The sequence below is a fragment of the Citrobacter sp. RHBSTW-00524 genome (assembly GCF_013747755.1).
In the GTDB taxonomy this organism is placed as follows: Bacteria; Pseudomonadota; Gammaproteobacteria; order Enterobacterales; family Enterobacteriaceae; genus Citrobacter; species Citrobacter braakii.
Map to the genome: position 1 here is coordinate 1,156,182 of NZ_CP056421.1, position 13,123 is coordinate 1,169,304.

Genomic DNA, 13,123 nt, shown 5'->3' on the forward strand with positions numbered 1-13,123 from the left:
ATGAACGTAGCCGCAAGAAAAAATATCAGAGTTTTCATAATGTCGTAGAGGAGAGCCGGGGAGACCCCGGCTGAATGAGTTAGTCGTAGCTGAAGGAATAAGTTGCGTCAGTAACTACTTTACCGGTTGTTACGGCCGCGCCACCGTAGTTGTAGTAGTTGGCATACATGGTCAGTGTGACGCCATCTTCGGTGGCAGCGTTAGCGGAACTCAGACCAGTATCGAAAGCGGTATCAAACGGTACGGCAGTGTTACCGTCTTTGGTTAGCGCAATACCCACACCCTCGGCGCCATTGTCGCTGTAGTTTTTCAGGTATTTAGCGTCATCCGACAGGTTGCTGCTGCTGAAAGTGATTTTAAGCGTTTTAGCTTCGTCCGATGCCGCAGAGCAGTTTTTCAGATTCATGGTGAAGTCTTTGGCGTTGGTTTTAACAACACCGGCGGTGGTGCCCATATCACCCACAGCAATAGGGGAAAGGTTTACCGTGAAGTCTGAACCGTTATTGGTCACCACGTTACAGGTGGTATCGGACACTGAACCGTTAAAGGTAATAGTGCCACCCGCTACGCCGGTTGATTCAGCTGCAAATGCAGAGCCGGAAACCATCAATGCCGCTACGATGAATGTTTTGTTAAACATTTGTGTATATCCCATTTTCATAATCAAATTTACTTTTGTCAGTAGCGTGAAACTTTTTCCCTGCTCCCTGGTTCGCGCTACATCATCCCTGGCATCTGAACAGATGTTGATGATTCATTTCACCTTCTCTGGAGTGGCGCATTCGGTTGCAGAACAACATTTCGCGTCACGCTGTAAGGTTGGAATATAAGACCATTGTTTACATATTTGGTAAATGTAAATATCGATTAAATTATTTTTTTAAGATTAAAACGCTATTTTTAATGATTTTTATAAATTTATATCATGAGCGAGGGGATGAAGAGGCTAGCGTTAAGAAAGTAATTACTGGTTAGATGATGGACAAAAGCTGCAAATGACGTTTTTGCAGAACAGCGGAATAGGCGAATGAATAAATTAATTAACTAATTGTTATCAAAAACTTAATAAAATAAACGTGTTAGATACAATTGCCGTGTCGGTTCTGGGCTAAAGTTGACTCCCGGGCAGGGCAATCAATCGGGTTATGAACATGTTCAATACCTTTAAAGTAGTGCCAGGACAATTTCAGGATTGATACCAGGTGCCCAGAGATCCTGCAGCATGTACGGAATAAATGGGATAGCATCAGTTGTTTCAGCGGCAAGAGAACGTGCCAGTTTATCCTGTACACTCCTGTTGATTATTATCTCTTCGTCTTTCCAGTCGGGATTTTAGCTAATGTCAGCTAAAACAGCCCACCCTCAAATACTGAACACGGGCAACTGATCGTGGCATCAACAATGCGGTTAAATGTACCCGTTCCTGTGCTTCCCCCTGCTATAAGTAACAATGTTCGAAAAGACCAGTTGGTGGTTGTCATTTCATCCAGTCCATTATCAAATACCCCCTGAAACCATCATTTTCTGCCTGCAGTCTTTAATGGTCTGTTGATATTAAAAATCTCGGAGGTTCAGGGGAAAAGCCCTTCTCCGGTTTCAGCATCAAGGACAAACTCCGAGAAAATAAATTGTCTGACCTGCAGTATCGAACTGAGGTTAAACTTTTGCCTGATCTTGCTGGTATAGGTATAAACAGTTTTTGGCGACAGATGAATGTTCCTGGCAATCGCCAAGGTGTCGTCAGTATCACGCAGGGCAAAAAGTGTCTTTTTTTCCTGGCCTGAAAGCAAGCTGAGATCCCTGCAGCATGTAATATGATTTAACGCATATTGAGGTGAATGCGTCCTGCCGTCATTGAGTTGTTTTCGAAAGTCCATAAAGCACGATTTTCTGTATATCGTCACAAGCGGCTCAAGAACCCTTGAACTGACATCTTTGCCACCGATGAAGATTAACCCGTGCTTATCAGTCAGTTTCTTTCTTTTTAGCAGTCTGAAAATCGCGCCCAGGCTTCTGTACGATTCAATATCAACAATGCAGAGCTTCCTGGCGGGAGACACCTGTTCAAGGATGACAGACAACGCTTTCTTTAAATAAACATCTTTTGTCAAAATCATGTGAGACATAAACATATCCGGATATTTCATAGCGCAATGAATAAGGGCCCTGAGGCCCCTGAGATAACATCAGAATCCGATACGGATACCGGCCACACCCTGAACCGGCGTCTCCGTATGGCTGCCCTGACGATAATTAGCCTCGCCGTACAGCGTTACGTCCTTGCCGACACTGACCGATGCACCCAGACCGTACTTGCCTGACGTGCCTTTGACGTTGTTGTCAAAGCGGTTGCGCGCATTGATGGTGACTTCATTTGAGTCTGCATACTCCTGCACGATCGCCGCTGACAGGTAAGGTTTAAATTCTGTCGCACCGAGGCTGAACTTGCCGGTCAGCTTCGCGCCGGCCTCACCCGTTACCGAGCGCGGCGTGCCGGTGTTACCCTTCATGCCGTTGCTCAGCTTTACGTCCTCACTGCTCATCTGAACAAACGCCAGGCGGGCATAAGGCGTGAGGCTCAGGTCGTCCCTCACATCAAACTGATAGCCACCTTCAACGGCTGTGCTGAGACCATACTGCGTCCAGTCACCGCCGGTTCTGCCGCCGTTGGTCATCACGGCTCTCAGTTTGTTGTTCAGGCGGTTACCTTTCACCACACCGTCAGCGTAGAAGCTGCTGGCATCAAACCATGTTGCATACAGGCCGATACCGTAGCTGTCGATTTTGCTTTTTCCACCGCGGGCATGCTTAACAGTGTTGTCGCTGTAAGACATGAATGCCCCCGTGACGAGGCTGCCGCGCGCAAAATCCGTCCGCGTGTCGGCACCGATTTCAATGCCGTTCTGATTAAGCTGATACGCCGCGCCGTTGCTGGTATCCGTATGGTTTTTGCTGCCAAGGTAGTGACCCCACACGTTACTTTCCGGTCCGGTTTTATCCAGATTTGTCCGGTACATGCGCAGGCCTTCCAGCTCGGAGTGGATGACATTCAGGCCGGCATTCGACATGGCCAGGATGGCGTCCGTTGCCGGGGTGGTCATCGGCTTCTTGTCGCCGCTTCCGCTACCGCCGGTATTGCCGTTGTCACCGCCGTCCGGATTCTCGCTACCGCCCGGGTTTTCACCACCGCCAGGATTCTCGCCGCCGCCCGGGTTTTCACCACCGCCAGGGTTTTCACCGCCGCCAGGGTTCTCGCCGCCGCCAGGGTTCTCACCGCCGCCAGGGTTCTCACCGCCGCCAGGGTTCTCGCCGCCGCCAGGGTTTTCACCGCCACCCGGATTCTCACCACCGCCAGGTTCTTCCGTCATCGCGCCCAGGTACCAGACGTTACCGCCGTTGAGACCGTCTTTATTCTGCTCGCTGAACAGGGTGTACATGTAGGTCCCGCCGTCAACCATGCTGGTGCTTCGCCCGTTAGCCGTGACCATTTCAAAATCAATGTCACCACCCTTCTCATGGATGAGGTTCACTGTGAGGTCGGTGTGGTCTGAGATTTCTTTACCGGAGTCATTAACGGCAATGCCAAACTGGCCTGAACCCTGCTCGATGGTGACAAAGTTGGCTTTGCGGTCGGCCAGCGAGGTATTGAAAAGGAAGTTTCCGGTTCCGTTCAGTTCCGTAATAGTCAGTTTCGCGAATTCACCTTTGCTGTTGCGCAGGAAGTTGACGTTACCGCCGTTCATGGTGAGCTTATCGACCTGAGCCGGGGTATAACTGGCGGTGGTATTGGTAAGGTCGGCGACAGAGAGGGTGCCCCCCGTGATGCGCACGTCCGTTGCGACAGAGCCAGCGTCCATCAGCAGTTCACCACCGGCGTTCACTTTGGTTTCGCCGTCAGCCAGTGCCCCCGTCTGCAGCCACGACTGACCGCTATTGATAGTGGTGTCAATGGCTGTGCCGCCACTGTAGACGAACTGCATGCCCCCGCTATTAATGGTAGTGCCAGTAGCCGTACCGTCACTGGAGACGTTCTGTCGGCCACCACCGTTGATAGTGGTGCCAGTTGCAGTGCCACCGCCGCGGATGTACTGCCTGCCATCGCTGTTGATAGCGGTCTCATTGGCTGTGCCGCCACTGGAGACGTACTGTTCGCCACCGTTGATAGTGGTGTTTGTGGCTGTCCCGCCACCGGATACGGATATGTACTGTCCGCCCCCGCTGTTAATGGTGGTGTCTGTGGCCGAGCCCCCACTGAAAATGCCTTGGGCACCACCGCTATTGATGGTGGTGTCAGTGGCTGTGCCACCATAAATGGCCTGTTCACCACTGCCGTTAATGGTGGTCTCATTGGCTGTGCCCCCAATGTGGATGTACTGCTCTCCACTGTTGATGGTGGTGTCAGTGGCTGTGCCCCTATTGCTGACGTCCTGCCAGCCACCGTTGATTGTGGTGCCAGTGGCCGTGCTGTCATGGGAGACCCATTGGAAACCTCTGTTAATGGTGGTATCAATGGCTGTGCCACCACTGTTGACATACTGCTGACCATTATGGTTAATGGTGGTCTCAGTGGCTGTGCCACCATTGACGTCCTGTATGCCCCCATAGTTGATGACGGTCTCAGTGGCAGCACCACCGCTGGAGACTCGCTGCTCGCCATCTGTGTTGATGGTGGTCCCAATGGCTGTGCCACCACTGTTGACATACTGATAACCACCGCTGTTAATGGTGGTGGCAGTGACAGAGCCGCCACTGAAGACGCTTTGACTACCACCGTTAATGGTGGTGTCAGTGGCTGTGCCCCTATTGTAGACATTCTGACTGCCACCGCTAATAGTGGTGTCAGTGGCTGTGCCGCCGCTAACGATCTCCTGCTTGCCACCATTGTTGATGGAAGTGTCAGTGGCTGTGCCACCTAAGATGTACTGGTCGCCACCGTTGTTGATGGTGGTCTCAGTGGCCGAGCCCCCAACGTAGACGTCCTGCATGCCCCCATAGTTGATGACGGTCTCAGTGGCTGAGCCCCCATTGTAGATGTACTGACTGCCACCGTTGATAGTAGTAGAGGTGGCCGTATCTCCTGAAGAAATAGTCTGTTCACCCGTTAGCGTCACGTCCACATAATCCACGGCCATGACCGGCGCTGAGGGCAGCAGCATTGCCCCCAGCAGCAGTGCCAGGCCGCTTTTCTTTGGTGCCAGTTTCGGGCGACCAGAGCCGGATGCCAGTTCAGAGGTGACCACCCACTGCTGGCGCGACTCGCACCAGACGGTGGTATATATCTTGTTCATAGTAACGCTCCTTAATTATCAACTAATCCTGCATGCAGACGGTCCACCATCCCTGTAACCTGTCGTCCGGTTATCAGCCGCGTGCACTCATACTGTCTTGGGGTATCCCTGTGATGCGGGCACCACAAAAAATCCTGGTGGTCAAAATCAACCGACGTGTCATCCCAGCAGCCGTTACAGCCATGACTGCTGAACACCCGCCAGGGGGTGTAAAATTCGCTATTCGGAAGGCTGAATCCGCTGATCAACACCACAGGTATGTCAGTTGCCCAGGCAAGCCATGACAGCCCGCTGGCCAGACCGATAAAGAAACTCGCATGCCTTAACAGGTCCACCCGCTCCTGAAGCGGAATGTCGCCCGTGAAGTCTTCGGCACCATAGGGGATGTGGTTCCAGACGAAGCCCTGACCGTGATGGGCCTGGCGGTCAATGCACAGCACCCGGTATCCCAGTGATTTAAGGTGGGCTACCACCTCTGCCCAGCCGTGACCGTTGTTCCAGTATTTAGCCTGGTTGGTTGACTGCGCGGCGATGCAGACGTAGGGCTCCGCAATTTTTCGTTCTGCATCAAGCTTCAGGCGAGGCGGGCACTCCCGCGGGTCAACCCCGAGGATGTAACCGGCATTGCGGTGAAAGCCGACTTTCCTGAAATCAACGGGCTGATGAAGTGTGTCAGCCTTGAAGAAAAGACCGACGTACCAGGACGCGTAGGGATTGATTGTCCGGTGGGATTCTTTTGTGGAGAAGGTTATCTCCGGATATTGTGCGCTGAGCAGGTCAATGATTTCCTGCCCCATGACGCATTCAAGCTGGCACCTGTGCAGCTGACGAAATCGCTCGGCGTAATGGAACCAGCCAAGCATATCGCCCAGTGTTCCGGTCGGGAAAAAGATGACGACCGGCTTATCCTTCATGTCCAGTGTTTCATCCAGGATCGGATGCGCTTCTCCCTGGTGGAATACCTGAATGCGGAAACGGATGTAATATTTTTTGGTACTGGCGACCCACCCGCCGTCAGAATCACAGCTGAAAAGGATATTGCCGGAATCATCATCCATTAAAATGGCATGCCATTTCCCTTCCGGAAGGTAAACACGCGCGCCGTAATTAAAGTCAAACAGAATACCTTCCGGTCCGGCACAGGTCGGAAATTCAGGAGGTGTTGCAAAGTTAGCTGACATATCTTATATATCCCTGGTGTTCATGTGCAGTCGATAAGGGGTCAGTCAATTGCACTGGTTTATATCTGTAATATTTTCCGTGACGGGCTGTGAGCCGTTTTTAACTCAGACCCATAAGCAGTTCCGGATTAAATGTTTTGCGACTGTAAATGTATTTAAATTACCCTGCAGCTGAGGGCGTGATTTTTATTTTCCACTCAGTCAGTCATGTCCGGTCTGTTTACAGGGATAAGGGTGTTAAATATGTTTGCAGAACTCGTGCATGCTGACGGGTTTTGAAAAAAGATAACCCTGAAAAACATTCACACCTTTATCTTTCAAAAGAGATAATTGTTCTTTATTTTCCACTCCCTCTGCCACAAGCTGGATTTGCAGTCGTTCAGAGAGGGTTACGATTGAATCAATTACCGCGGAATAAATTAATGTACCGTTGCTGACCACTGTAAGGCATTTATCCATCTTAATTGTAGAAAAACCTGAATGCTCAATATATTTAAGACACGAACTTCCGTTTCCGAAGTCATCAATCGCAAATCGCACACCTGCATCGGTAAGTTGTTGCATTGCGTCAAGCGCAAAGTCATCGAGATGCATCGTGCCACGTTCGACAATTTCAAGTAATACAGCAATGCGTCCTGCAAATGTTTTATTAAAATCGGTCACTGCTTCAATAACGTCCGGGGAATTCAGTTGTCTCGCACAGATATTGAAGGAAAGATAGAAGTCATCGGGAAGGGCTCCTTCATAGCCGTTGAAAAAGGTTTTAACATCAGACAGCAAAGAGCATGTCACATCATTAATCACCTCGCATGACTCCATTGCAGAGATGTATTTCTCCGGAAAGTGAAGGACTCCATCTTTTCGGATCCTCAATAACACTTCTCCGCCTGCAACCTTGTAAGCCCTGTAAACCGGTTGCACATAAGGCACAAACTCAGCTCCAGCCAGTTCTGCTGACAGGATCGACTCTCTTATCCGTGTTCCGGCCTTACTGAAGAAACGTTCTGCCTTCCTGAGCATGTTGGTGCTTATCATGGAGTTGCTCCTGAACCATGGTGGATCCGTTAACCTGGGAACTCTTCATATCCCGGATGGTGAATGGCAGTAATGCTGATGACTATTAGATGATAAGAACCCGCTCATTCTGCGAACAATCTTAACTGAGAAGAGTGGTAGGTCAGTACATGTATCGGCGTTAAGTTATTTTGCGGATTAAAATGCTAAAATATAAGTGATTTACAATCAATTAACCTAGTAATTAAGGAATCCTGGCTGCGTATGGTATGCTTTGCAAAAGTCAGACGTAGTGATAATGAGGTGGAACAAGCGTTTTTATCGCCTTACGTTCAGGATATTGGAGTGTTCATTTGGATTATTTAATCAGTTCTCTGGCCAGGTATCGTTCAGATGATGGCACAATCTGGCCGGTCTCGGATGAAGATTCTGTCATTATTCTGACAGCAACCATGAACAGACTTTTAACCTATCTGCTGGAAAGACAGGGGCAGGTGATTAACCGGGATGAGCTGCTGGATAATGTCTGGGATTTACACGGCCTGCGTTCGTCAAACCACACCCTTAATAAATATATTTCCGAAATCAGGAAGCACTTTGTCAGCACCGGGATTCAGGCAGAATGTATTACCACTGTGCCACGAATCGGTTTTATGTTTAATCAGGATATCGATGTCGTGGTGATGACTGATACCCTCCCGGTGCATGAGTCGACTGCAGTAACAGACAGCGCCGGACCTGGAATAAACCGACAGTTTTCTGCATTTTCGTTAAAACACAGACTTACCTTTAATATTCTGCTTTTAGCTTTGTTTGTCGCCAGCGCCGTCATTTTTATTGCGGGCAGTCAGATCCCTACAACAACCACATCGACCCTGAAAGATATACAGACCCATTTTCTGTTTAACTATCAGAACTGCCAGGTGTACACCATTCAGAAAAACTCCGCTTCATTCCTCGAAAAAAAGAAGGACGTTTTTGTCACCCTGGCCCGGCAGAATAATATTGACTGCCTGGACGGGGCTGTATTTCTTTATCAGGCGTCAGACGCTTATATTTATGGCAGTAAAGGCCGGGTATTTATCAGCAGATGTACAACGAAAGACAAGCAGTATATATCCTGCCTTAATAACTACTGGAATGGCTATGAAAGCAATTAAGATAAGTCGCCTCTGTGCAGCTGTCAGTCTGCTACTGGTCATGGCATCGTCCATCGGGTTCTATATGTACATGCTTAAGCGACAGAATGGCATGGACATCGACTGCAGCACGATCATTCGTTATAACCATCTTAACCCTGATTTTACTGCAACACTGAACCTCGTCTTTCGCCTCGATAAACAATTCTCTGGTCAGGTTGTGTTGTCCGGATATATCAATTCTGAAGGTGGCCCCGAAACGGTTTCCAGGACAATTCATTTCGGCTACGAGGTGAACAGACCAGGCGAGATTTCAGTGAGCAATATGCACTATGTCAAAAAATCACAGGACACCGCCAGTGATGAAATATTCAAACACAGCTTCTTTTATGTTCCGGAAGGCACAGTCCGTCAGATCAGGATCAATCCGTTGTTAAATGGCTGGTTGATTGAAAATCTGCAGTCGCCGTTTGCGCTTTGCGTGAATAAGGACAGGTAGCGATAAAGACAGCATACCCGACATGCTCAAAAACCATACCGGGTATGCTCAGAGGATACTCCAGGAGACTACGGCTTATTTTGCCCAGTCTTCCAGCGTGAGCCCCGGCACCCGCTCAAACTCCCTCACATTAATGGTCACCAGCACACGCCGGCGGCGATAGCATGCCGGCAATCGCCGTGTCGTTCGGCCCAGTTGATAGCCGAGACCACGTCCGATCTCTGGCCAACACCGCCTGCTCCAGGCGCTTCAGTACGAATTACAGCTGCCCGTGCAGGATGAACGCTCAGATACAGGTGTCGAGCATATACGTTTTTTTCACAGGTCAGCCCGTCCTTCGTCGCTGACATCCTGCATTGATGAGGGGAAGAGATTATTGGAAAACCAGAAAGTTATAACGCTGGACGAGCAGGGTAACAATGTTCGCATAATCAGTGAGTTATGGTAGTGTAGGTTAGAATAGGGTTTTTATATTATGAGAGAAAATAATCTTTATTAATCAGCATTAACACACCAAGGCATCACTGGCGTGTGGTTCGCGAAGTCCGTATCAAGTGACTCTTTCAAATCGTTTTTGCTCTTATTTAATCTTCGCTTATTGATTATTCATTTTCCGGCAACGCATAATTCTGGCAGTACAGATAGGGGATCCCCTCTTTGGTAATCAAATACGTCTCTCTATTCAGCGCAAAAAAATCGACGTTGGATACGCTGGTGTTGGTCAGGAAGAAGTCGGGGAGGAGTTCCTGAATGAGACTGGCGGGTGCTGTTTCGCGATTGGAGATTTGGATTTTCTGCGAAATCCAAACCGGGCTTGAGCCGTAGCTGGATTGTGTAAAAAGTACCATGCGTTGCACGGTCTGCTCATTATTTTCGGCATCTTTGATAATGCCATCAATATTCACAATACCTTTGCTGCCGCCGGTTTTGATATCAATGATCCCTCGGAATGAGCTTGTATTGCGTACAATCTCGATGGCAGACCGACAGGTCAGATTATGTAACTGACCATTGTTTTTACTGTACCGGTAGACGGCGGTAACAATTAGCGCAGCAAAACAAAGCAACAGGATAATACCTGTCTGGATGCGGGGCGTTCGGGAATAAAAATTCATTAGCTATCATACCGTGGGTAATAAACCGACTGACAGGCGTTTTCCTGCCTGTTTTTCATCGGTGAGCGACATACAAGCACGGATAATTTCTTGGATTCAGGGTAGGTGGTGATATAGATAAATTTATGGCTCTGACACAGCCCAGGATTTTTGTTGATAAATGCCGTATGTCGGGAGAAATTACTGGCATCATTATTAAAATAATACTGACAGTCAGTGGGGGCTTTGTCTGCGGTGATATAGCCGGAGAAATAGTTATCACTGGTTTGCCACGGATACATTATAAGCACACAAATTATCAGGGTAATGGCAAGTATGACCATTTCAGCAGTGGTTATCAAAGGTTGGCGCGCTGTGTCATCTGACAGTTCTTCTATGGCGACATCCGGCACTAAAGGTTCTGCTGTAAAAGATACGCTCTCCTCCGGAGTTTCAATCACCTGAATATTGAACTCTTCCTGGATGATCAGCCCTTTGCGGGGGATCGTGGTGATAAGCGGTTGCTCCAGTTCCAGCTGCAGCAAACTTTTGCGCAAAGAGAGAATGCTTTGATAAAAGGCGTTGAAGCTCACCTGGCGGTGATTTTTACCCCAGCCGAATTCCAGTAGTTCGTTTTGGGAAACCACTTGCCCGCGATGTTGAATAAGTAATAAAAGACATAATGACGCCGAGTGTTTGAGTTTTATCCGCTGATTGGGTTGATCTATCCGCGCCAGAGATTGTGTAGCTGGCGTAAATATTATTATTTTTTCAATCAGATAACTGACATTGCCAGTCTCAGACATGATGTTTCTACTCTTGCTGGTGCGCCAGGCGGTTGGCGAGTCATGATACCACTTAGCCCATAAAGACCACCAGTATGGACCCGACTCTGCAGCGAGAACCGCGAAGTGTTTCAATTTCTTATCATAATATAACAACAAGGATAACTTTTTAATGAAAATAAACTATATGTAAATCAATGCATTGTATCTTTTTGGCTACATTGCAAAGAACAGAAAGATGAAATAACAACGACAAAAGATGATTGCCATTAATTCTTTATGGACAGCGTCATATACTGCCTGGCGCCACCACGCGAAAACAGCATGAGTCTGAACGCGTCAACGGCACCAGGGAATGCCGGTGGTAGATGTAGATGGGAATAAATGTCAGCTTGTTGGTGAGCTGACATTTATTTTTCGTGTTGAGTAAAATTCCACCCTCGTTTTGACAAAGCCATAATTTGCGGTAGAGAGTCCCATGTTCCAGAAAGATATTGAAAATGCTGTAGTGCTTGTTGGTGATGAAATGAAAAAGTCAGATAATGCCTGGCTGTCCTTACGCAAAAAACGCCAGCGTATTGATCTGAAGAGTGATGGAAATATCTTGTTTCTGGAGAAAGGGGCCGTCTCTGTTCATCGTGTGGAAAATGATTTAGTGATGGTAAGTATATCTGCACCGGCCATCCTCGGCTTGCCACAAATGCGTACGGAAGTTGCCGGACACTATTTACGTTGTGATACCGATTGTGAAATGTGGGCAATGAGTGCACCCAATGCCGAACTTTTGTTCACTGCAAAGAATCTTTGGAAACATGCATTTGATATTTTAACGCTACATCTGCAACGCTATTTTCAACGAGAAAAATTGCAATCGCATCGCACTATCCGTGAATTGATTATTGAACACCTGAAATATATTTGGTCGATGGAGCCTGAGATGCGTGAAAACACATCTGTGTATACATTCATTCTCGCTCGAAATCATATCTCACGCAGTGCTATCCACAAAGTATTGCAGGAGTTAGTGAGTGACGGAAAAATAATTATGAAGCGAGGGAAACTCTCTTTTTTTGTATGTTAAAGTTAACATTAAAAGCATCTGACGTGTTTTTTTTGCACTCAGCTGGAATGATAATGAAAAAACTGGGTTTGTGATTTTTGTTAATTATCAGTATGTTGGTTTTTGTCTTTTTCTTCACCGCTGATGCCAGCTACGCGGAATGTCCATTTTTATCTATAAATTAGTATTTATTTATTAATTTGATATGAATATGATGTTCCCTCCAATAATAACAAAAGTCATATCGCCAATGACCAACGGCAGGCCGGAAAACCTTGAGGCACAGCATAGCCGACTGTTTGGCAACCCTACTACCGATACAACGGATGTTCGCGCTGCACTGCAAAACGCGTTGGATCACAATACCTTTGTCCTGCTGGCCCAGCCTATCGTCAGTACTCGTGGTGATGAATCCTATCATGAGATACTGATCCGCATGCTCAATGAGCACGGGGAATTTCTTTCCCCTGACAATTTTCTGTCGGTTGCACGCGACACAGGGTTAGCACCCGATATCGATCTTTGGGTTATTGAGAACACCCTGAAGTACATGCGCTACCATCCGCTGAGTTGTTTTTCCATTAACCTGGCGCCAGTGACGCTATGTCGTTCAGGTATCGTTGCAAAGATAACTGCGTTGTTGCAGGAATATGTGGTGATACCGCAACGGATTATTTTTGAGATAACCGAGGCTGATACCCTGTCAGATAAAGAACACACGGCAGATACACTACGCTTACTACGTCAATTGGGATGTCGGATCGCGATTGATGACTTCGGTGCCGGGTTTGCAAGCTATGAACGCCTGATGAACATTGAAGCAGATATTTTGAAGATTGATGGGTCTTTCGTTCGTGGGATTATAAAATGTGAGGTTAGTCGCTATATCATCGAATCTTTCTGCCGGGTTGCGGCAATGAAAGGTATGCAGGTTGTCGCCGAGTTTGTTGAAAGTGCCGAAATCCAGATGCACCTGGAACACATGAATGTCGGGTGGTTACAGGGATACCACATTGGCAAGCCACAACCGTTGTTCACGTTAGAGTAATCTATAATCCGTTTA

General features: G+C 47.9%; 11 protein-coding genes and 1 pseudogene. 4 read left to right on the forward strand and 8 right to left on the reverse strand.

The window, feature by feature from the left end; all coding sequences use genetic code 11:
- Positions 1–79 precede the first annotated feature (79 nt).
- From HV229_RS05565 to HV229_RS05585, 5 genes are all read right to left on the reverse strand, one after another.
- Positions 80–640, reverse strand: coding sequence for a fimbrial protein (locus HV229_RS05565; RefSeq protein ID WP_046274820.1), 561 nt, complete (start codon positions 638–640; stop codon positions 80–82).
- Between the two features lie 931 nt (positions 641–1,571).
- On the reverse strand, positions 1,572–2,126 hold the full coding sequence (locus tag HV229_RS05570; RefSeq protein ID WP_158083352.1) for a LuxR C-terminal-related transcriptional regulator: 555 nt from the start codon (positions 2,124–2,126) through the stop codon (positions 1,572–1,574).
- Positions 2,127–2,186: 60 nt separating this feature from the next.
- Positions 2,187–5,288 carry an autotransporter outer membrane beta-barrel domain-containing protein gene (locus HV229_RS05575; protein ID WP_168726139.1) on the reverse strand — a complete coding sequence of 1,034 codons (3,102 nt, stop codon included), beginning with the start codon at positions 5,286–5,288 and terminating at the stop codon, positions 2,187–2,189.
- 11 nt (positions 5,289–5,299) lie between these two features.
- On the reverse strand, positions 5,300–6,469 hold the full coding sequence (locus HV229_RS05580; RefSeq protein ID WP_080859138.1) for an autotransporter strand-loop-strand O-heptosyltransferase: 1,170 nt from the start codon (positions 6,467–6,469) through the stop codon (positions 5,300–5,302).
- 237 nt (positions 6,470–6,706) lie between these two features.
- On the reverse strand, positions 6,707–7,504 hold the full coding sequence (locus HV229_RS05585; protein ID WP_046274824.1) for an EAL domain-containing protein: 798 nt from the start codon (positions 7,502–7,504) through the stop codon (positions 6,707–6,709).
- 332 nt (positions 7,505–7,836) lie between these two features.
- Between HV229_RS05585 and HV229_RS05590 the strand changes: the two genes are divergently transcribed.
- Positions 7,837–8,643, forward strand: a complete 807-nt coding sequence (locus HV229_RS05590) for a winged helix-turn-helix domain-containing protein (RefSeq protein WP_080859137.1) — start codon at positions 7,837–7,839, stop codon at positions 8,641–8,643.
- Complete coding sequence (locus HV229_RS05595; protein WP_046274826.1) at positions 8,630–9,121, forward strand: hypothetical protein; 492 nt, start codon at positions 8,630–8,632, stop codon at positions 9,119–9,121. Before HV229_RS05590 ends, HV229_RS05595 begins: the two co-directional genes overlap by 14 nt.
- 75 nt (positions 9,122–9,196) lie before the next feature.
- On the opposite strand, the pseudogene HV229_RS26495 reads toward HV229_RS05595, so the two are convergent.
- The 3 genes and pseudogenes from HV229_RS26495 to HV229_RS05605 form a co-directional block, all read right to left on the reverse strand.
- Positions 9,197–9,314 (reverse strand): annotated as a pseudogene (locus tag HV229_RS26495) (VapC toxin family PIN domain ribonuclease); the annotation flags it as partial.
- A gap of 409 nt (positions 9,315–9,723) precedes the next feature.
- Positions 9,724–10,236 (reverse strand): hypothetical protein, encoded by a 513-nt coding sequence (locus tag HV229_RS05600; RefSeq protein WP_016154204.1) that lies wholly within the window; start codon positions 10,234–10,236, stop codon positions 9,724–9,726.
- Positions 10,236–11,021, reverse strand: coding sequence for a winged helix-turn-helix domain-containing protein (locus tag HV229_RS05605; RefSeq protein ID WP_047357871.1), 786 nt, complete (start codon positions 11,019–11,021; stop codon positions 10,236–10,238). Before HV229_RS05605 ends, HV229_RS05600 begins: the two co-directional genes overlap by 1 nt.
- Positions 11,022–11,478: 457 nt before the next feature.
- On the opposite strand from HV229_RS05605, the gene HV229_RS05610 reads away from it, so the two are divergent.
- The gene (locus HV229_RS05610) at positions 11,479–12,081 is read left to right on the forward strand and encodes a helix-turn-helix domain-containing protein (RefSeq protein ID WP_016154202.1); all 603 of its coding nucleotides are present in this window, start codon (positions 11,479–11,481) and stop codon (positions 12,079–12,081) included.
- Between the two features lie 229 nt (positions 12,082–12,310).
- Positions 12,311–13,108 (forward strand): EAL domain-containing protein, encoded by a 798-nt coding sequence (locus HV229_RS05615; RefSeq protein WP_049268531.1) that lies wholly within the window; start codon positions 12,311–12,313, stop codon positions 13,106–13,108.
- The last annotated feature ends 15 nt before the right edge of the window (positions 13,109–13,123 follow it).